At 65.2% G+C, this 19,742-nt stretch carries 16 protein-coding genes and 1 pseudogene; 6 read left to right on the forward strand and 11 right to left on the reverse strand.

What is annotated here, in order from left to right; genetic code table 11:
* The 3 genes from VNW74_RS03320 to VNW74_RS03330 all read right to left on the reverse strand — a co-directional run.
* Window positions 1-4,059, reverse strand: a 4,059-nt coding sequence (locus VNW74_RS03320) for a fatty acid synthase subunit beta domain-containing protein (RefSeq protein ID WP_325675188.1), incomplete at its 3' end; no start/stop codon positions are given.
* Window positions 4,060-4,543: 484 nt separating this feature from the next.
* On the reverse strand, window positions 4,544-5,260 hold the full coding sequence (locus VNW74_RS03325) for a glycoside hydrolase domain-containing protein (RefSeq protein WP_325675201.1): 717 nt from the start codon (window positions 5,258-5,260) through the stop codon (window positions 4,544-4,546).
* 69 nt (window positions 5,261-5,329) lie between these two features.
* Window positions 5,330-6,541, reverse strand: a complete 1,212-nt coding sequence (locus tag VNW74_RS03330) for a low temperature requirement protein A (protein WP_325675202.1) — start codon at window positions 6,539-6,541, stop codon at window positions 5,330-5,332.
* Window positions 6,542-6,712: 171 nt separating this feature from the next.
* Here VNW74_RS03330 and VNW74_RS03335 point away from each other — a divergent pair, with 171 nt between their 5' ends.
* Window positions 6,713-8,455 carry a serine/threonine-protein kinase gene (locus tag VNW74_RS03335; protein ID WP_325675189.1) on the forward strand — a complete coding sequence of 581 codons (1,743 nt, stop codon included), beginning with the start codon at window positions 6,713-6,715 and terminating at the stop codon, window positions 8,453-8,455.
* A gap of 101 nt (window positions 8,456-8,556) precedes the next feature.
* Window positions 8,557-9,705, forward strand: a complete 1,149-nt coding sequence (locus VNW74_RS03340) for an aromatic ring-hydroxylating oxygenase subunit alpha (protein WP_325675190.1) — start codon at window positions 8,557-8,559, stop codon at window positions 9,703-9,705.
* Here VNW74_RS03340 and VNW74_RS03345 read toward each other — a convergent pair whose 3' ends face one another.
* The gene (locus VNW74_RS03345; protein WP_325675191.1) at window positions 9,706-11,049 is read right to left on the reverse strand and encodes a lipocalin-like domain-containing protein; all 1,344 of its coding nucleotides are present in this window, start codon (window positions 11,047-11,049) and stop codon (window positions 9,706-9,708) included.
* Between the two features lie 98 nt (window positions 11,050-11,147).
* On the opposite strand from VNW74_RS03345, the gene VNW74_RS03350 reads away from it, so the two are divergent.
* The gene (locus VNW74_RS03350) at window positions 11,148-12,620 is read left to right on the forward strand and encodes an aldehyde dehydrogenase (protein ID WP_325675192.1); all 1,473 of its coding nucleotides are present in this window, start codon (window positions 11,148-11,150) and stop codon (window positions 12,618-12,620) included.
* On the opposite strand, the gene VNW74_RS03355 is transcribed toward VNW74_RS03350, so the two are convergent.
* Entirely contained in the window at window positions 12,621-13,229 is a 609-nt protein-coding gene (locus VNW74_RS03355) for a TetR/AcrR family transcriptional regulator (RefSeq protein WP_325675193.1), read from the reverse strand.
* Window positions 13,230-13,270: 41 nt separating this feature from the next.
* Here VNW74_RS03355 and VNW74_RS03360 point away from each other — a divergent pair, with 41 nt between their 5' ends.
* Together VNW74_RS03360 and VNW74_RS03365 are read left to right on the forward strand one after the other, a co-directional pair.
* Window positions 13,271-13,888 carry a DUF2867 domain-containing protein gene (locus tag VNW74_RS03360; RefSeq protein WP_325675194.1) on the forward strand — a complete coding sequence of 206 codons (618 nt, stop codon included), beginning with the start codon at window positions 13,271-13,273 and terminating at the stop codon, window positions 13,886-13,888.
* Between the two features lie 22 nt (window positions 13,889-13,910).
* Window positions 13,911-14,396, forward strand: a complete 486-nt coding sequence (locus VNW74_RS03365) for a DUF2867 domain-containing protein (RefSeq protein ID WP_325675195.1) — start codon at window positions 13,911-13,913, stop codon at window positions 14,394-14,396.
* Here the strand turns inward: VNW74_RS03365 and VNW74_RS03370 are convergent.
* The 6 genes from VNW74_RS03370 to VNW74_RS03395 all read right to left on the reverse strand — a co-directional run bounded on the left by VNW74_RS03370 (window position 14,393) and on the right by VNW74_RS03395 (window position 19,156).
* Window positions 14,393-15,004, reverse strand: coding sequence for a maleylpyruvate isomerase family mycothiol-dependent enzyme (locus VNW74_RS03370; protein WP_325675196.1), 612 nt, complete (start codon window positions 15,002-15,004; stop codon window positions 14,393-14,395). The genes VNW74_RS03365 and VNW74_RS03370 overlap by 4 nt on opposite strands.
* Before the next feature lie 5 nt (window positions 15,005-15,009).
* A complete protein-coding gene (locus tag VNW74_RS03375) occupies window positions 15,010-15,447 on the reverse strand; it encodes a MaoC family dehydratase (protein WP_325675197.1) in 438 nt (145 codons plus the stop codon).
* The gene (locus tag VNW74_RS03380) at window positions 15,444-15,917 is read right to left on the reverse strand and encodes an FAS1-like dehydratase domain-containing protein (protein ID WP_325675203.1); all 474 of its coding nucleotides are present in this window, start codon (window positions 15,915-15,917) and stop codon (window positions 15,444-15,446) included. The genes VNW74_RS03375 and VNW74_RS03380 overlap by 4 nt, the downstream gene beginning before the upstream one ends.
* A 71-nt stretch (window positions 15,918-15,988) precedes the next feature.
* Window positions 15,989-16,414: a nuclear transport factor 2 family protein gene (locus VNW74_RS03385; protein ID WP_325675198.1), complete on the reverse strand. Its 426-nt coding sequence runs from the start codon at window positions 16,412-16,414 to the stop codon at window positions 15,989-15,991.
* A gap of 16 nt (window positions 16,415-16,430) precedes the next feature.
* Entirely contained in the window at window positions 16,431-18,041 is a 1,611-nt protein-coding gene (locus VNW74_RS03390) for an AMP-binding protein (RefSeq protein WP_325675199.1), read from the reverse strand.
* Window positions 18,041-19,156 carry a Rieske 2Fe-2S domain-containing protein gene (locus VNW74_RS03395; protein ID WP_325675200.1) on the reverse strand — a complete coding sequence of 372 codons (1,116 nt, stop codon included), beginning with the start codon at window positions 19,154-19,156 and terminating at the stop codon, window positions 18,041-18,043. Before VNW74_RS03395 ends, VNW74_RS03390 begins: the two co-directional genes overlap by 1 nt.
* Window positions 19,157-19,371: 215 nt before the next feature.
* Here VNW74_RS03395 and VNW74_RS03400 point away from each other — a divergent pair.
* Window positions 19,372-19,742: pseudogene (locus tag VNW74_RS03400) on the forward strand (cytochrome P450); the annotation flags it as partial.

Genomic DNA, 19,742 nt, shown 5'->3' on the forward strand with positions numbered 1-19,742 from the left:
GTGCTGGATGCCCTGACCCGGGAACGCGTAGACCGTCTTGGGCGCGGCCAGCCGCGCCGTGGCCGACATCACCAGGTCTGAACCGATCCGGGCAGCAATCTCTAAAACCTCTGCGCCCTGGTCGATTCCGACCCGGTCGACGCGGAAGTCCACCTCGTCGCCGGGGCGCACCATACCCAGGAAGCGAGCGGTCCAGCCGACCAGTCGAGCGGGAGGACGGGCCTGCCCGTCGGTGGCGGTCACCACATGTTGTGCCGCCGCGGACAACCACATCCCATGCACGATCGGCGACTCCAGACCGGCCAGCAGTGCAGCGGACCGGTCGGTGTGAATCGGGTTGTGATCGCCCGAAACCACCGCGAACGGGCGCATGTCAACCGGGGCGGGGAGCGTGACGTCCCGCCGGCGGCGCCGAGGCGTGTCGGTGGCGTTCTCGGATACCGCGCCACCGGCCCGCAGCGGGTCGGTCAGTTCGGCAACGCCGGTGCGGCCACGAATTGCGAACCGCTCCTCAAGGGTGGCAAGCACCGTGCGGTCGGCTGCGGCAACCGTCACCGAGATCGGGACCACTCGGCCGACTTCGGTATCGGTGGCCACCGAAGCCGTTGCGGTAACGGTCAATTCAGCTGCCACCTTGGGCAGCGTGCCGACCAGGTGCGCGGAATGGTCCAGATGCACCAGGCTCAGCAGGCCCTCCACGACCGGGACACCGGAAGCGGTGACCGCGGAGCCGATGGCCGCGAAGACCGCGGGCCAGCATCGACCGACCAAAGCGTCGGGCACGGTGGTAAGGGTGGGTGCCAACGGCTCGCCGAAGATGGCGGTCACCCCGGTGTGGTCGGCCACCCGCTCGGGGTCCCACGGCACGGTCACGGTGGCCGTCCCGTTGTGCACCCGGGGCAGCGCCTCCGGACCATCGACACCCGCGGCGATGGCGAGCACCGAGCGCATCGCTTCGATAGCGTCTTTTGTGCGGACAACCGGAACGCCGCCGTCAATCGTGGTGGCGGGCAGGCTGAATCGGATATCGATCCACGTTCCCGCGATCGGCACGCTCAGCACCACCTGGTCACCGTCGGTCAATAACCTAGCGCCGGTGGAAGAATGAGTCGCTCGTGGCTCTTCGGGTCCGCTGATGTCACCGTGCACCTGCCATTCGGCGGGATCGGCGATCCGGTGCACCGGGTTGGTGGCGATGCGGCCGGCCCACAGCACATCGGGGGCGTCGAGCACGATGGCCAGCGGTCCATGGGTATCGATGCGACCCTGCCGACGCGCGGTCACGCGCGTCGACTGCACGCCGGTCGACAGCACCTCGTTGACCGCGGCTTCCTCGAAGCGGTCCAACAATGCACCGACCGGTTCGTCCATCCGGGTGATGCCGGCGACCGCTTCGGTGCCGGGGATGATGCACACCTGGTCGGCGTCGTAGCGGGCGTCGTGCGCCTGCCACAGCGAGTCGCTGCGCCACCAGCGGCGGACGTCTTTGTCGATCACCGGGACGAAGTTGACCGGCTTGCCCAGCGTCTTGCACAGCGTGACGAAGTACGGCACATCGGCCGGGTGCAGTTGCACCGTCTCGGCGTCTGGATAGTGCGCAAGCAGTACGGCGACGGCCTCGTCGGGGTTCTCCAGTAGCCGCACACCCGTTTCGTCCGAACTGGAAAACAACGTGTCGATCGGGCCGTGGTCCTGCGGGTGCAGCCGCGCCTCGGCTCGTTGCAGCATCTGCTCGAACCGGTCGCGCCAGGTGTCGGCCAACCACGGGCTGCCGGGCGCGGCGGTGTCAGCCGTGCTGTCGCCGTCGCCGATGGTCAGTTCGACATAACGCCGCAGCCACTGCAGGTAAGTCATCTCCGCGACGTCGCCGAAGTACGGCTTGGCGGTGGTGGCCATCGCAGCGATGATCTCGTCGCGGCGCTCCGCGACCGCTTCCCCGTCTCCGGCGACCTCGTCGAGCAGCCGTCCACAACGCGAAGCGGAGTTGTCGATCTCGTGGATGTCGGCGCCGAGCTGGCTGCGGCTGGATGCCATGCCGCCCTGGGCTTTTCCGGCGCTGATCCAATGATCGGTGCCCTGCGTCTCGACTAGCATCCGCTTGACCGATGGCGACGTCGTGGACTCCTTGGTTGCCATCGCCGCGGTGCCGACCAGGATGCCGTCGACCGGCATCAACGGGAAGCCGTAGGACTCGGCCCAGCGCCCGGACAGGTATTCGGCCGCCCGCTCGGGGGTGCCGATGCCGCCACCGACGCAGACGGTGATGTTGGGCCGCGACCGCAATTCCGAATAGGTGGCCAGCAGCAGATCGTCCAGGTCTTCCCAGGAGTGGTGGCCGCCCGCACGGCCGCCCTCGATGTGCACGATGACCGGCTTGGTCGGCACCTCGGTGGCGATACGGATGACCGAGCGGATCTGCTCGATGGTGCCCGGTTTGAACACCACGTGGCTGATCCCGATCTCGTTGAGCTCGTCGATCAGCTCGACAGCCTCTTCCAGCTCGGGGATGCCCGCACTGACGATCAGGCCGTCGATCGGCGCGCCGGACTGGCGGGCCTTTTGTACCAACCGTTTTCCGCCGACCTGCAGCTTCCACAGATACGGGTCGAGGAACAGCGCGTTGAACTGGTAGGTCCGACCGGGGTCGAGCAGCCGGGACATTTCGTCGATGCGGTCGTTGAAGATCGGTTCGGTGACCTGCCCGCCGCCGGCGAGCTCGGCCCAGTGGCCGGCATTGGCCGCGGCGGCGACGATCTCTGCGTCGACGGTGGTCGGGGTCATTCCGGCCAGCAGGATCGGCGACCGGCCCGTCAGCCGGGTGAACTTCGTCGAGAGTTTGACCCTGCCGTCGGGCAGGGTGACGACCGACGGGGCGTAGCTGGACCAGGGACGGGCCACCTCGGGCACGGCGCCGATCGTGAAGAGGTTGCGCTGGCCGCCGCGGGTCGCGGCGGGCACGATGCCGATACCTAGACCGCGGATCACCGGCGCCGTCAGCCGGGTCAGGATGTCGCCGGGCCCCAGGTCAAGAATCCACCGAGCGCCCGCCTCGTGGACCCTGACGACCTCGTCGACCCAGTCGACCGGCTGCGTCAGGATGGACTCGGCCATCGCGCGGGCCAATCCGACATCGAGGCCGACCTTCTCCGCCCAGTCGCCGACGATGTCGATGCTGTCGGCCAGCCGTGGCGTGTGGAAGCCCACCTCGACCTGAACAGGATCGAAGACGGGCGCGAAGACGTCGCCGCCGCGGATCTTGTTCTTGCGGTCGGCCTCCTCCTTCTCCGAGATCTGTTTGCAGTAGAGCTCGAAGCGGGACAGCTGCTCGGGGGTGCCGGTGATGACGACCGAACGCCGGCCGTTGCGGATCGACAAGACGGGCGGCAGCACGGTCCGGACGTCTTGGGAGAACTCGTCGAGCAGCCGGTAGATGCGCTCGGGGTCGGCGTTGCTGACCGACACCATCGGTGGGCGGTCGCCGAGGACCGAGATGCCGCGGCGGCGGGCCACCAGCGTGCCCGCGGCGCCGATCAGCTGTGCCATGGCCAGCAGCTCCTTGTCGCGTGCTCCGCCGGCCTTGAGGGCCTCCACGGCCAAAATGCCCTGCGAGTGCCCGACGACGGCCACCGGCGGGGTGGCTTGCAAGTCCATGCCTTGCCGCGCAAGGGTGCGGATGGCAGCGATCTGAGTCAGCAGCACGCCGGGCAACGACACCGCGGTCGATGTGAGGTGCCTGGCGGATGGAACCGAGTCATCGGCAGCCAGCGCGCGTACCCAATTCATCGGCTCGAAGCCGATGGGACGGACCACGACGAGCTCCTTGGCCACCGGCTCGAGCAGCAGGTCCACCTCGCCGACCAGCGTCGCCAACTCGGATTCGATGCCCGCCGAAGACACCAGCTCTTCCAGCGTCTCCAACCACGCGCCGCCCTGCCCGCCGAACGCGACGGCATAGGGCTCGCCGGCAGTGAGACGATCGACCAGAGCATGAGTGCCGTGCGTGGCCTCCGCGGTCAGCCCGTCGTGGTCAGACACTCGGTGGTGCTCATAGATCGTCACGTGCGTATCTCCCTATAAAGCGCTTATCGCCTGCGTTTCAGAGCCGCGCCGCCCTGCGATGTCGTCCAAATCCGACGGAGCCCCCGTCCAGCCAACCGCGTCTCGACTGACCCGGCTTCAGCGAGCCGACCGAGGAGGCGTCATCGGCTGCCATAAGAGTGTCATAAGGACCCGTGGGACTTACCTGCGCGAATTGGTTACTGGTGAGTTCTACGCGCGGGTAATGGTGCCCTAGGTAACAGTCCGCGCGACCACGGCTGATGGCCTGCGGAACAAACCTGCTGGATGCAGGTGGTTACGGTCGAGTAGCAACAACAGCGCAGATCAAGGCAGTATTGTTATGCAATCGTTATCTTGAAAATCTGCGCTCCGCCGGGCGTGCCGGTCAACGCCTGACGACCTGTCGCGCCGTGATCGACCAGAATCGGGCCGCCCTACCGGGCGGCAAAAGTTTGCTGGAAACTTACCCGCGGGTCAGGTCAGCTCAGGCCCACTGACCGAACTGGGGCTTACAGATGTTGTTGATGTCGACCCCGACGCCGCCGACGTTGCGCTTGTCGATCTCGACTTGGTGCAAATTCGCGGCCGGATGGGTGTATCCCCCTGGCGAGCCCCAGTTGTGCTGCCAGAAGTAGGAGCCCAAGCCGTCCTGCAGCGCCCAGTCGATCGTCTTGGAGTTGCCGTACACGCCCACCCGTTGGTGGCCGAGTACCGACTCCCAGCCTCGCAGATAGGGCGCTACCTGCTGCTTGTACTGCTCGTAAGACGGGTCATCGTCGATTGAGGCGTAGATCGGAGCCCCGGACGGACCGCCGGCGGCAGTGTGCAGCTGCCACCCGCGCCGTGCATGCGCGACGCCCGCGCTTTGACCGCCCAGCCAGTCGGCGGAGCTCTGCTTGCCGTATTGATAGCAGGAGACGATCTTGAGACCGTTCTGGTTGAGGTCACGAGCCTCGGAGATTTGCATCGGCTTGCCCAGCATCCAGGATCCGCCAGGCCGACGATCGGATACGTAGCGGATCGAGCCCGCGGCGCCGGCCGCCCTGATCTGGCTGGCCGGGATCACTCCGGCCGCATAGTCCAACAAGACGCCCAAGCCCTCCGCCGAGGCCGACGGGGCGCCCAGCGACCCCGCCGCAACACCGAGACCGGCCAGGGCAGATGTCGCTGCGGCGAATTTCAACACGGAGCGCCGCGACATGAGCGTCACCTGTCACAGGGTACGACAAATGCATCAATTACCACATCAACGCCACTGTTCACATCTGCATCAAGATCGGCCGACGTGTCTGGCCATCACGTCCGCCAGCTGGCGGTGCCCGAACAACTCGAAACTTGCCACGATCGCCGCCGGCGCCGCCATCACCACCAGCAGACACACCGTCGTCGAAGTTCCGGCGGCGGCCAGCCCTACCGCCAGGCTCAACACCAACAGGCCAATCACCACATCAAGCGCATAGAAGGCATCCCAGGTTCGCACCAGCAGCAGGTAGGTCCCAAACACCACCGCGATGTAAACGCCGACGGGCACCGCTACCGTCACGACCGTGGCAACCGAACCCAACTCCGACCGGTGTTGGATGTAATACGCGGCCGCATGCAGCCCGGCGCCCGTGGCGACGATCGAACCGAACAGCAAGATGTGTGAGTAGCCGTAGCCGAACGAGCGATCCCGATGTGCGTCCAGCAGGTCGGCAGCCGGCACCACGAAATAGACCCACCACATGCCGAAGGTCAAGCCTGTTCCGGCCACCGCCACCAACACGGCATCCGTCGTCCAACCCTGTTCCGCGACCACCGCCGACAGCGAGGCAACCGTGCCCACCACGCCTTCGCCGAGCGCGATGATCGTCAGCAACCCGTTCCGCTCGACGATGTGGTGTGCATGCCACGGCGTCCCGCCCATCCGCTTTTCGGCGAGCAGCGGACCCGTCAGCTCGATGGCAATCATTAGGGCGATCAGGATGAAAGTGACTCTTTCGGAGTTGTCGGCGATGGCAACGGCTATCCACCCGACCTGCGCGACGGTGATGGCGGTCGCGTATGCGAGGCAGGCGGACCGGCGATCGGGGTCCTGCTTGGCGGCGCGTAGCCACTGGATCACCATGGCAATGCGCATCACTACATAACCGGCGACCAGGACCCGGTTGTCGACGTGCTTGCCGCCGGCGATCGAGGAGAACACCTGCGGGATCCCGAGGGCGAGCACCAGGACACCCACCATCTGCAGCATCGTCGTCAGCCGGTACACCCAGTCATCGGTGTCATACGCCGAGGCGAACCAACTGAAGTTGATCCACGCCCAGCTGATCGAGAAGGTGGCAAATGAGAATCCGGCCAGCCCGGCACCGAGGTGGCCGGTGACCAGCGTGTGCGCGAATTCCGATGCGGCTACCCCGAAGGCGATGACGAACGTCAGGTCGAACAGCAGCTCGAGCGGCGTCGCCACCCGATGCGGCTGGTGAGGGTCGCGGCCCGACATCCGGCGGAGCCGGTGCGCGAACCCCGCGCTCCTCTGGTGGCTTCCGGATTCGCTCACCCGGACATTCTCACCACACTCGCGGCTCCGCACGCAGGTGGCCGCGTGTGCGCAGGTCCAAGCGCCGCCAGCACCGGGGCCCTGGCGTCATTCGGCAGTCTGTACTATCCCCCCATGCCGCTGGTCACTGGGGCGACGGCCGCCGGGTTCACCATTGTTCGGCTGCTCGGGCGCGGACAGATCGGCGAGCTCTATCTCGCAGAACACCCGAGGTTGCCGCGCCAGTACGCGCTCAAGATCCTTTCGGCCGATGTATCAGCCGACGCGGAGTATCGCTTCCGGTTCAACCAGGAGTCCGATCGAGCCGCAGCCCTGTGGCACCCGAACATCGTCGGCCTTCATGACCGTGGTGAGTACGAGGGCCGGCTGTGGCTCTTGATGGACTACGTCGACGGCACCGACGCGGCTCAGCTGCTCACCGATACCTATCCCGACGGCATGCCGACGGACATGGTGATCGAGATCGTCTCCGCGATCGCCGACGCCCTCGATTACGCCCATGAACACGGCCTGGCGCACGAGTACGTGAATCCGAGCAACATCCTTCTCGCCAATTCCGAGTCCGCCACACGACGAATTCTCCTAGCGGGGTTGGGCATCTCCCGACGCGTCGACGAGACGAACAGTTTGACTCGTGCGAACCTGGCCATCGGCACTGCGAGCTATGCAGCTCCCGAGCAGCTGATGGACGACTCGATCGACGGCCGCACTGATCAATACGCGTTGGCGAGCACCGCGTTTCATCTCTTGACCGGATCGGCACCGTTTGCCCACATGAACCCCGCCGTGGTGATCAGTAAGCACCTCAACGAACTACCGCCCCGGCCAGGTGATGTCAGGCCCGAGCTGACCTACCTCGACGCGCCGTTTGGCCGCGCACTCAAGAAAAACCCCAGCGAAAGATTCCGGCGATGTCGAGACTTCGTCACCGCCCTTGAGTCAAAGGAGCGCCTGGGACCGTACATCCCCGCGACACTCCTTCCCACGGCACAGACCAAGAACGCGACGCCGACCCAACCGGCTCTGCCCCCTCTGCCGGCTGCGGCCATACCCGCTCCCCCAGCTGCCGAAGTCGCCGATGCCATCGCCCCGCCACATGTCCCGCCAGAACCCGAACTTGACGATGGCCCCGCCCCACCAGATCTGCTGCCAGATCCCGCAGTTGGCGATGCCGCCACCGCGCCACACGTCCTGCCGGAACCGGCACATCGCGATACCGTCACCGCGCCACACGTGCTGCCAGAACCCGAAGCCGATGACGCGATCGCATTCGCGGGAGATGAAGATGACGTATCGAGCGTTGCGACGGACGAGACATCGAAGGTGTCACGCCGTCGCCGGCTACTGCCTATCGCGGGGCTCGTCCTCACCGTCTTGGCAGTGGCGCTGGGCGGGATCTTGGGCGTCATGGCATTGCGCTCGACCTCCGAATCCAATGACACGCCAACTAATGTCGAAACTCCGTCCTCGCCGACCAGAGTCCCGCCCACTCGCCCGGCACCGGTGACGGCCATCCCGCCGCCCATGGTCACCGCGCCGGCTCCGGCGCCGGCCATTCCGCCGCCGGTCGCGTCGCCACCAGCAGCGACGACCACGCCTTCACCGTCGCGAGCAGAGACGACTGTGCCGCCGACAACCAGGCCACCAGCAGCGACGACCACGCCTTCACCGTCGCCAGCAAAGACGACTGTGTCGCCGTCGCCGGCATCCCCGACCCCCCCAGCCGGCCTGGATACTCGGCCTGCCGTCGGCATGCCCTGCGGCTCCGAGGGCTCTTCAGCCACGTCGAACTCGGGCGGTCCCGTCAGCTGCGTGGAAACGCCCGGCGGATTCGCATGGGAACCCCCCGGGGGCTGAGCAGCGGCGCCCGGATACGGCAGTACTCCCGACTACTTCTTGTAATTGCTAAGTTTATAAAGTTACGGTCAAGGAGAATCTGAGCCTCTGGAGGACCGCCGATGGAGCGCGATCAGCTCATCGACTTGACCCGACGTGCCGTCAAGCTCGCACGCGACAAAACCACCGACCTTGCGCGGGCCGAACATGAGGTCGGCGCGGCCGAATACACGTCGATCGAGCGCCACGAGCGGGACATCACCATGTTGACGGCCAGCCCGCAGCTGGTCGGTTATGTATCCGAATTACCCGAGCCGGGTACCTACTGCACCAAGTCCGTGATGGGGCGGTCCATTCTTCTGACTAGAACGTCCACCGGCTCAGTCAAGGCGTTCAACAACGTCTGCTTGCATCGGCAGTCGCAGGTGGTCAGCGGTTGCGGTCGCGCCAAGCGGTTCAGCTGCCCGTATCACGCGTGGACATACGACGAAACCGGTCGATTAGTCGGCTTGCCGGGCCGCGAGGGCTTCCCTGGTGTGCAGGTGAAGTCCGACGGCCTGACCGAGCTGCCGGCCGCCGAATTCGCCGGATTCCTTTGGGTGGCAATCGATCCCGCCGCCACTTTAGATGTCTCCGCCCACCTGGGCCCGCTGGCCGAGGAACTCGATTCGTGGGGCATCGGGCGATGGTCTCCGCTGGGCGAGAAGGTCCTCGACTCGCCGATCAACTGGAAACTGGCTATTGACACCTTCTCGGAGAATTACCACTTCGCCACCGTTCACCGGGACACCTTCGCGACGATTGCACGCAGCAACTGCACGGTGTTCGATTCGTTCGGGCCGCATCACCGGTTGATCTTTCCGCTGAACTCCATCCTCGACCTCGAGAACGTGCCCGAAGACCAGTGGGACCCCTTCCAGAACATGGTGGTGATTTACGCGCTGTTCCCGAACATCGTGTTGTCGGTGACGATCGCAAACGGTGAGCTGTTCCGCATCTATCCGGGTGCCTTGCCAGGCAGATCCATTACCGTCCATCAGAATTCGACGCCGCTGGACATCTCCGACGAATCCGTGGCAGCCGGCGCCCAGGCCGTGTTCGACTATGCCCATGCCACCGTGCGCGACGAGGACTACCGGCTCGTCGCGGGGCTACAAGCCAACCTCGAGTCCGGCGCCCGCGATCACCTGTTGTTCGGCCGCAACGAACCTGGGCTGCAACATCGGCACACGTCGTGGGCATCCTGGCAACCGATCACCGCCGTGACATAGTCAGCTGTCGTCTGCTAACGCCGCGATCAGCGCATCGACAACATCGCGGCAACCCGGCTGATCCGAGTCAGGCATGGCCTCCAATAACTTTCGCGCCTCTGCGCGACGGCCCGCGGCCACCAACGTGCGGACTTGGTCGACGAGGCTCGACTCCCCGCCGGTGGCGGCCAGCACGTCGATCAGCTCCCAATCCCGGTAGAGCGCCAGCGAGCGTTCGTAGAAGGCGAAGCCGCTGACCGGTTCTCCGCGCAGCGTTCCGCGGTAGCGATACGGCCCTTCCATGTATTCGATCGGCAGGCCATGCGCCGGAGCCGGCACCAGCGGCTCGCCGGTGAGATCCAGTTGCAGCGCGGCACTGCGTAGCCGGTGGCGGTCGGGCATGAACCGGTTCGCCGCCAGCGACCGCACCAGCGGGCGGATCGCATCCGGCCATCGCACGTAGCTGGTCACCGTGACATCGACGTCCTCCGCGCACTCCGGAGCCGTCGCGGGGTCAGGGTAACTCACCGTTACACCCGAAAAGGGTTGCAGAGCATTGCCATCCGTCCGGTCAAACTGTCGCCAGATGCTCAGGTCGACGCCGTTATCCAGGTTGATCGTGCGCCATTCGTGCGAGCGGGCACGCGGATCTCCCCCGGTTCCCCCGCCGCCGGCGTATTTGGGGAACCACTGCCGATCGACGTGTCCTGCACTTCCGCTGACCCGTTCATACAGCTCACCCCAGCGCAGCGTCCCATGCATCGCCATCCCGGTCTGAAAATACGAATAGGTGTCGTGCTGGCCGAAGCAGACGATCTCCCCATTGTGGACGTCTGCGCCGACCGGCACCGGCGCGCGGGTGGGCGTGACGGTCAAGTCCAGTCCCATCGGCTGACCCGCCTGATCGACACCGAACAGGCTGACACGGTAGGTGTAGGGCAGCAGGTCTCCATCGTCGTCGCGGCACGTCGTCCACGCCGCGGTCCCGGCACTGCTTTCGTAGTGAATGTCGAGATATCCGGCCGCCATCGACATCTTCGGTCGCGCGTCGGGCTGCATGTTCTTCGGCGGCATATCGTAATCGGTGTAGGTTCCGTATGTGCCGGTGTCGCAGTCGAATAGCGCCATCGTGTAGAAGTCGGCGACCACTGTCCCGCCCGGCCGGTTCTTGTTGAAGATGGTCAGGAAAGCGAACGAGCGGCCTGTCGTCCCGGTCAGCTCGCCGGCGATGAACCAGGTGTCGGACTCCTGGTCGGCGTGTTCGCCTTCGGCGGCGGGGAAATCCAAGGCGCTGTCGTTGTGCACAAGCCGGAACGGGTAACTGCGCCAATCGGTGTTTACTGACACCGGAAGTTCGTCGCTCACGTCGGCCTTCACTATTGACCCGAGGCTGATGCCCGGCTTTTTTGCTATGTTAGCATCAATAGCGAAGTTGCCTTCGCCTTTTCAGAGATGGTGCCCCGATGCCGGAAACCCGTGACCACCGTTGCTATGACCAGCTTTTCATCGGAGGACACTGGCGCGAGCCGTCCAGCCGAAACCGGATAGCGGTCATCTCTCCGCATTCCGAAGAGCCGATCGGCGAGGCACCCGCCGCCGCCCCGGCCGACGTCGACGCTGCGGTTGCCGCCGCACGACAGTCCTTCGACCACGGTCCGTGGCCGCGACTGGATCCGGGCGAGCGGATGCGCAAGGTGGAAGAACTCGCGACCATCTACTCCGGTCACCTCGACGAGATGGCCGACTTGATCACCGACGAAATGGGTTCACCGCGCAGTTTCAGCCGGCTGGGCCAAGCGACGGCAGCGGTGTCGCTGATTCACCTCGCACTAGCAGTCGCCCGCGACTTTCCCTGGGCCGAACGCCGCCAAGGGGTGCTCGGTGAAGTACACCTGCACCGCGCACCGGTCGGCGTGGTCGGGGCGATTGTGCCGTGGAACGTGCCGCAATTCCTGATCATGCCCAAACTGATTCCCGCCCTGATCGCGGGTTGCACCGTCATCGTCAAACCCGCACCCGAAACACCTTTGGATGCTTTGTGGTTGGCGGAGATGATCGAGCAGCTGGACCTGCCTGACGGGGTGGTGTCGGTGCTGCCCGGCGGCACGGATGCCGGCGAGGCGCTGGTGCGCCATCCGGGTGTGGACAAGATCGCGTTCACCGGGTCGAGTGCCGTTGGACGCCGGATCGCCGGGCTGTGCGGCGAGCAACTCAAGCGGGTCAGCCTGGAACTCGGCGGCAAGTCGGCGGCGATCATTCTCGACGACGCGAATATCGACAAGACGGTCAAGGGTTTGAAGAGCGCGAGCCTGATGAACAACGGCCAGGCCTGCGTTGCACAGACTCGCATTCTGGTCAGCGAACGGCGTCACGACGAAGTCGTCGACGCGCTGGCCGACATGATGTCGGGTCTGCACGTGGGCGACCCGTCCGATGAGGCGACGGATGTCGGACCGCTAGTGGCCCAACGGCAGCAGCATCGGGTGCAGGACTACATCAGGTCGGGGGTCAAGGAGGGCGCCCGCATCGTCCTCGGCGGCGAGGATGCTCCGGGCGAGCGCGGCTGGTACGTGCGGCCGACGCTGTTCGCCGACGCGACGAACGACATGCGCATCGCGCGGGAGGAGATCTTCGGTCCTGTGCTGAGTGTGCTGACCTACCGCGACGAAGCCGACGCGATCCGCATCGCCAACGACAGCGACTATGGCCTGGCCGGGTCGGTGTGGACGGCCGACGTCGCGCATGGCCTCGAGGTCGCCGCGGGCGTGCGCGCCGGCACCTACGGCATCAACATGTACACGCTCGACATCGGCAGTCCGTTCGGCGGTTTCAAGCAATCAGGCATCGGCCGCGAGTTCGGCCCGGAGGGCCTGCACGAGTACGTGGAGCTGCAGTCGGTGGTGAGCGCGGGAGCGCTGCCACCGTTGCCTGATTAACTACCGGCTGGAGTCGAGCAGGCTTTCCAGGGCACGGCCGATGACCTCGCGTCGCGAGCGGCCGTCGTGCTCGGCGGTGATCAGGCTGTTGCCGACGAACAGTGAGAACACCAAAAGACTGCGGGCCTCGGCGTCGTCGTCGTCGATGCTGATCTGTCGGAAGAGCGTGCGCAGGTACGCCATCCGCCGGTCGTCCACGCGGAGGAGTCGTTCGCTAACCCCGGGGCTGCGGCGGGCCCAGTCGCGGATCGCTAGCTCGACCGCGAGCCCGTGGCCGACAGCGCCGCTGCGCTCGCGTGCGAGATCGAACAGATGCCTCAGCTTCGTGCGCGGGTCGTCGTCGGTGTTTTCGATCCGGGAGATGACGTCATCGACGACTGCCTGCTCCCAGGTATCGAGCACGCGCTCGACCAGCGCGTTGCGATCGGCGAAATCGCCGTAGAAGCCCCCCTTGGTCACGCCGAGCGACGCAGCCAGCGCCTCAATCCGTATGGCGTCCGGGCCGCCCTCGGCCAGCGCGGTGAGCCCGGCATCGACCCAGGCCTCCGGAGGCGTCTTTCTCGCCGGCACGAGGGCATTATACGGCGGCGTATTGACGGCGAGGGACATGCCGTCTACCGTTTATACGCAGCCGTATAAAGGAGTGGGACGTGCGGATTGCCAACGACGTGCAGCTCTCACGGCCATGGCGTATCCACAACGTCGTCGCCGACTTCACCCTCGAGGACGTCTGGACACTGCCCGCCATCTGCGGCGGGGAGAACGACTTCGGCACCGTCGTAGAAATGGCCGCCCGGTTCGACCCCGCCAACGCGGATTCAGCACCGACGAGGGTGTTGTGGGGCGTGCGTGACCGTCTCGGCGAGTGGTTCGATCTAGGTCGGATATCCACGACCGCGAGCAGGAACGATCGGTTGGCCATTCCTGGAACACGCGACTTCTCCGTCGCCGAGCGATTAGCGGAGGATCTGCGCGGCTCGGCGAACGATGTTCAGTTCGAGCATCTTCCGTTTGTCCCGCTCTACCGCACGCCGAACGAGTTCGCCGCAGAGATTTCCAACCAGACAGTCCACGGTGTCATGCACCTTGCGTGGGTCGACCGCGATAACGGCACCTACCAGGCCCAGATGGCGGTCTACGTCAAACCACGTGGCCGGTTCGGTCGCGCGTACATGGCGTTTATCAAGCCTTTTCGGTACTGGATTGTTTATCCCGCGCTCGAGGGTGAACTCGGACGCGCGTGGAGTCGTCGCCGCCCGGCCCAGTGATTGATTCGAGCGAGGGAGCGACATGACGCCGCCAAGGGCGAGACGCATCCAGCCGCCGCCGACGCAGCTTGACGCCCGCGCAGATTATGCCGATGCATTCGAAATCACTATGGACAAGGATGATTCGCGCACAGCCGAACAAGCATTCTGTGACGGGCTGGGTGCCGAACCGAGTGCAGGCGGACGTCTTGTATTGTGGATCCACCGGCATGTACTGCGGTTTAGCCTCGGCCCCTTCATCTCCTCTGCCCACGTAATCGGTTGGAAGATCGTTCATTCAGACCCCGACCAGTTCGTATTGTCAGCGGACGGGTCGCTCATGCGGGGCCAACTGGTGCTGAGTCGTCAGACTGACAGGCGCGCGGTACTAACCACCCAGTTGTTTTATCGGCACCATGCCACCGCGCGAATGGTCTGGGCCGTGATCGGGCCCGTGCACCGGGCCATCGCACCGCGTCTCATCGAGCACAGCGCCCGGCGCGCCGCCGGATCCACGGCTCGCACCTAGCCGGCGCTAAGCCGCGTCGACGACCGTTGGTTGTTCGGCGGGTGCCAGCAGGGGTTGCGGCCCAGCCGGGCAAGAAGTTTCGATTGCAGGTCGATGTGGTCACCCACCGCGACCGGAGCGTCGAACATCCCGGAATCGCTCAGCGCCTGAGGATCTGTCGGCAACGCCGCGTAGAACTGCTCGCACCACTCGGCGTCCAACTGGTCGTCGGCGCCCACCGCGCGGGCAAGGTCCCAGGTATGCACCAACACGTCGCGGGTCAGGTTCGGCATGATCGCGCGGGCATTCAACTTCGTCGCCGGATTGCCCTGTAACTGCGGGACGTCAACCACCCGTTCGAACAGGCCCCTCTCGGGTTCGAACGCCGTCTCCAGCGCCCCGTAAGTCCGCTCCCACCGCAGCTGCGGATCATCGCGCGGGCGGTCGGGCTTGAGCCCCAGCGGTCGCAGCAGCAGCACGTCGTGAAAACCGATGACGTGCTCCAGCACTCCCCTGGCATCCCACGCATCGCAGGGCGAGCGACGATCCCATTTTCCGTCCGCGGCGCGCACCGACTCGCCGAACCTTCGGCACACCGCGAGATGTCGTTCGCCCAACTCATCAGGCATCGCAATCACCCCGGCAGCTGCAGGGTGAGCTCGACCGGACAGCACAGCTCATCGCGCTGGTTGGTCACCTCGATCTGCAAATCCAGCAGGTAGCGCGGCGGGTCGACGCTGGTGTCGCAGCGCTTGGCGAGAACGCGTCCTCGGCCCACCATCGTGTCGCCGGCATAGACCGAGCCGATCAGCCTCATCTTGCGGCGCACCACCCGGCTGTCCGGCCCGGCCCAATCGGTCGCGATGCGGTCGGCGAAACCGGCGAGGTGCATGGTATTGACGAAAATTGTTGGATGCCCTTGGCTTTCGGCGTAGGCGGGGTCAAAGTGGCCCGGGAAGTAATCCCACGTTGCGCCGGAGTTCATCACCACCCGCTGGTAGGTGATCTCGTCTTTTACCTCGGGCAACTCCAGCGGAACGGCGATCCGGTCCCAGTCCGGTGCGGCGGTCATAACGGCTTATCTGGGGTGAAGCGGAACAACGTGTTCCGGTTTGTGGCCACCACCGCATCGTCTTGGCGGGTGAAGGTGTCCAACGTTTCGACGAAATGGCCGATACCGAGCTTGGTGCGCTTCTCCGGCGAAACCGACACCACTTCCTCGACGACGGTCAGCAGGTCGCCCTCGACGATAGGCAGCGGAAATTCGGCCTCGTTGGCCGCGTTGATAAAGGTGGTCCCGGGCAACGGCACCCGGATGGCGATGGCCGAAACGGGCGGTCGCCCGGTCGGCTCCCAGGGCGGCGGCGTCAGCCACCCCATCAGCAGCCCCGGCGGCGCTAACAATCCTCCCCAGGTACGCCTGGCGAATTCGGCGTCCCAATATGACCGATTGCCGTCACGGACCGTGGCGGCGAACATCTGGATCCGGGCCGCACTGACCACGGTCCCCGCGACTCGTGGCTCGCTCGCCACACCGACCATCCGCAGGGCGTCCTCATACGTCCCGAACGCCAGCCGGTAGCTGATGGGTTTCACCTAGGGCGCCGCTTTCGTCACACCGTGAGCGAATGCCCGTTCGACACCGAATCCCATTCCAGCTCGCGGGAAGTGAAATACCAGCCGCCACGTTCGTAGATGAGTTGGTCCCGATAGGTTCCGGTGCCGCGCAAGGTGGTAGCGCCGTCCTCGCCGACGGCGAAAAGCATTGCGATGCAACGCTGGGTCGCGTTGATGCCGTCGACGGTGATTTCGTGATCGACACTGACCAGTCGCCCGTTGCCGCCATCGAAGGCAGCACCCAAATCGGTGAATTCCTCACCGCCCCGGATGAAACGGGCACCAGAGTGGCGGAATGTCGTGATCCAGCCGGTGCGGTCACCATCCGAATAGCATCGGTTGTGCCGTGCGGTCAGATTCAGGATCGCATCGCGCCCCGCCGCACCGTCGAGTACGTACTGCTGCTGGTAGGTCATGGCCATCTGTTTTCTCCCTGTCTCAACGGTTAACGATGTATCCGTGACTTTCTCGATCCCAGGCGCTGGGTCCGACACCTCGGCTGCGAAGAATATCCTTGCGAACCCGCCCGATAATGGTCTTCGGCAGCTCGTCGACTACCTCCACATATCGCGGCACACAGAAGTACGGCATCCGGGCGCCACAGAAGTCCAGTAGCTCCGGGTAATCCAACGCGGAGTCCGGTCGCACCGCGACGATCAGCAGGATGTCGTCCTCGCCGAGGTCGCTGGGCACACCGACAGCCGCAGCTTCGAGCACCGCCGGATGACCCATCACAACGGTCTCGACTTCGACCGACGAGACATTCTCGCCGCGCCGGCGCAGCGAATCCTTCAGTCGGTCCACGTAAGTCAGGTTCTGGTCGCTGTCCAGCACGCCAAGGTCTCCGGTGCGAAACCACGGCGGGTGGCGGTCAACACCTCCGGCGGCGTTCACATAGCCCTCACTCATGACGTGCGGGTAGCGCGGCCGGCAAGCGATCTCCCCCACCGATCCGTCCGGCAGCGGCTCGCCGTCCGGGTCGACGATCCGCACGTCGAATCTGGGATTGGGCCGGCCCGATGTTCCGGGCACGCCCTCGTCGGCAACGTTTTTGACCGCGATCGGAAAGGCCTCGGTCATGCCGTACATGGTCACGATTCGGCACCCGTAACGCTTTTCGATGTCGCGATACACCGAAGCGGCGATCGGCGCCGCGGAGATGTAACGTAGCGGCAACTGCGCATCGCGTGGATCAGACGGCTGGCGCAGCAGCATGGAGACCATGGCGCCGGCACCGGCGAATCCGACGGCGCCGCACGCGCGCACCTCGTCCCACACCGTCGCGGGGTGAAAGGCCGGGGCCAGCACGGTCGTCCCGCCGACGAGCATCGGCGCCAGCACTGAGGGCGCCGCACTGAGATGGAACAACGGCATTGCCGTCCACAACACCTCGCCGGAGCCAAACCCCCAGGCCGACGCGGCCGTCGCGGCCGTGGTGAACAAGTAATGCCACGTGGTGGCAACCGCTTTCGATGCCCCGGTGGTGCCCGACGTGAAGAACAGCGACCCGATATCCCCGACTTCCCCGACGTGCTCGCCCGCGGTGCCCGTGGCCCCGCGATTGAGCCCCTCGTCGGGTGAATCGTCGCGGACCACAATGCTCGTCAGCCCGGACAGCCGATCGGCCAACTCATCGACCCGCGGCTGCCGCTCAGCGTCGGTGATAACCACCTTGGCTCGTGACAATCGAAGGGCGTGCAACAAGAAGTCGCCCTTGTTGGCCGCGTTCACCGCCGCGGCCACCACACCGATACGTCCCGCACCCAACCAGAAGTACACCCACTCCGGGCAGGTGGCGGTGAATAGTGCGACGCAATCACCCGGCCTAATTCCCAAGTCCAGCAGAGCATTGGCAGCCGCACAAGACCGTCGCCGCATCTGCTCGAAGGTCACCTCGATGCCGGCAATCGACATCATCACCCGGTCGGGGAATTGCTCGGCACGCCGATCGAGCACCGCCGCGACGCTGAACCGATCGACACCGAAATCGGCTGGGCCGATGGGCTTTCCGTCGCATGCGGGTGCCGCCCCAGCCGGCACGCGGGACATCAGGCTCCTGCGGCCGCCGGGTCAGGATCACCGCTGGCGGTGTACCCGAAGTCCTCGGAGGAGCGTTCTTCACCGGGGTAAAAGCGATGCGCCCAGCGCCGCAGCGCCGCGTAGTCGTGCGCCTCTTCGGGTGCGAGGTTCGGCTTCTCCAGGTATTTCATGTTCTCCCAGGTGAAGAAGTCCTGTTTGATGACTTCTTGTTGCAGTGCAAGGAACTTCGCGGCACGGCCGGTGGGCTTGTCACCGGTGTCTCCCGGCTCCCGGACGGAGGCCTGGGTGTAGAAGTAGTCGGTGTAGTCCTCGTCGACGGGTGTCTGTCCGGTGACCTCGATGGTGGCCACCAGCTCGCTGGGGAAACGGACGATACCCAGCCCCAGCGAGTAGTTGTCGTAGATGATCTTGGCGTCGACCGGCCCGTTCGGAGTCAGCCAGGTCTGCGCCCGGCCGCCGCCGAAGTGGGCGCTGACGGTGGCGTGCAGGTGATAACCCGAGACCTCGAACGAGGTGGTGTTGGCCGGGTTCGCGGCCTTGTGCACGTATTGCACGTGATACGGGTCGGCGGCGTTTTCGATGATCATCTGCGCGTGCACCTTGACCCGGTTGAGCATGCGGCTGTGCGGGTGCAGCGGGTAGTACTCGTTGGTCTCCAGCTCGGGCAGTACCGGCGGTTGCCAGTACGGCGCCCGACCATGCCGCTCATGCCATACCAGCATGAAGCCGTACCACTCAGCGCAGTGGTACGTGCGGACGCGGACGTTGTTCTTGCAGCCGATCTTGCTGTACGGGATCAACGCGTTGGTGCCGTCGCCGCGCCACCGCCAGCCGTGCCACGGGCAGACGATGTTCTCCCCCTCCACCGTGCCGCCGACACCCATGTTGGCGCCAAGGTGCTGGCAGTAGGCGTCGAGGACGTTCAGCTGGCCGGATTCGGTGCGGAACAGCACCATCTCCTCGCCGAAATAATGAACCCGCTTAACCTCGCCCGCCCCCAGGTCCGAGGCGAAACCGACGATGAACCATCCGGTCGGAAACCGGTACGGCGACAGGCTGATGCCGCTCGGCCCGAACTCTCGTTCGGACGGATCTATCGAGGAGTCCGAAACCGTGTCCGTCACTGTCTGCTCCCTTTGCGTCCATTTCCCGCGCCAGCCTGGTGGCGCACGGTCGCGCTTTTATACTCGCCGCTTAAATACTCGCCGCGCGTGGACGACTCAGTCTATTTTTACTATTTTAGGCATTGAACGTCAACGCGGGTCGTTGGCGGCGGTAGTGTCGGGTCAGCTGACGGCAGCCAGTGCGGTTCTGGCGTCCGAGTGAATCGAGGTTGCGGATGACCGCTACGGCAGTCGATCTGTCCGATTTCGCATTGTGGCGCAACGGCTTTCCTGAGGAGGTGTTCGCCGAGCTACGCCGCGACAAGCCGCTGTTCCGCCACGGCGTGACCCCGGGCGTGGCCAAAACCGTCAAACGGGATTTCTGGATGGCCACCAAACACCGGCACGCCGTGCGCCTGCACCGTGACGCCGATTCGTTCACCGCCGCCGATGGCCCACTCATCCAGCCCGCCGATCTATTCGCCTCGTACCCAACGATCATCAACATGGATCCGCCGGGGCTGAACAAACGTCGCAAGCTCATCTCCAACGCTTTCAATCCGCGAGCGATCGCCAAGCTGGAGGACGGGATCCGGGCCCGCGCGGC

Origin of the sequence: Mycobacterium sp., assembly GCF_035570115.1 — a bacterium.
GTDB lineage: Bacteria > Actinomycetota > Actinomycetes > Mycobacteriales > Mycobacteriaceae > Mycobacterium.

Coding starts and splice junctions, on each gene's coding strand:
- VNW74_RS03325 (WP_325675201.1), bottom strand. CDS start 5,260: ATGTCGCGGCGCTCCGTGTTGAAATTCGCCGCAGCGACATCTGCCCTG.
- VNW74_RS03330 (WP_325675202.1), bottom strand. CDS start 6,541: ATGTCGGGCCGCGACCCTCACCAGCCGCATCGGGTGGCGACGCCGCTC.
- VNW74_RS03335 (WP_325675189.1), top strand. CDS start 6,713: ATGCCGCTGGTCACTGGGGCGACGGCCGCCGGGTTCACCATTGTTCGG.
- VNW74_RS03340 (WP_325675190.1), top strand. CDS start 8,557: ATGGAGCGCGATCAGCTCATCGACTTGACCCGACGTGCCGTCAAGCTC.
- VNW74_RS03350 (WP_325675192.1), top strand. CDS start 11,148: ATGCCGGAAACCCGTGACCACCGTTGCTATGACCAGCTTTTCATCGGA.
- VNW74_RS03355 (WP_325675193.1), bottom strand. CDS start 13,229: ATGTCCCTCGCCGTCAATACGCCGCCGTATAATGCCCTCGTGCCGGCG.
- VNW74_RS03365 (WP_325675195.1), top strand. CDS start 13,911: ATGACGCCGCCAAGGGCGAGACGCATCCAGCCGCCGCCGACGCAGCTT.
- VNW74_RS03370 (WP_325675196.1), bottom strand. CDS start 15,004: ATGCCTGATGAGTTGGGCGAACGACATCTCGCGGTGTGCCGAAGGTTC.
- VNW74_RS03375 (WP_325675197.1), bottom strand. CDS start 15,447: ATGACCGCCGCACCGGACTGGGACCGGATCGCCGTTCCGCTGGAGTTG.
- VNW74_RS03380 (WP_325675203.1), bottom strand. CDS start 15,917: ATGGTCGGTGTGGCGAGCGAGCCACGAGTCGCGGGGACCGTGGTCAGT.
- VNW74_RS03385 (WP_325675198.1), bottom strand. CDS start 16,414: ATGGCCATGACCTACCAGCAGCAGTACGTACTCGACGGTGCGGCGGGG.
- VNW74_RS03390 (WP_325675199.1), bottom strand. CDS start 18,041: ATGTCCCGCGTGCCGGCTGGGGCGGCACCCGCATGCGACGGAAAGCCC.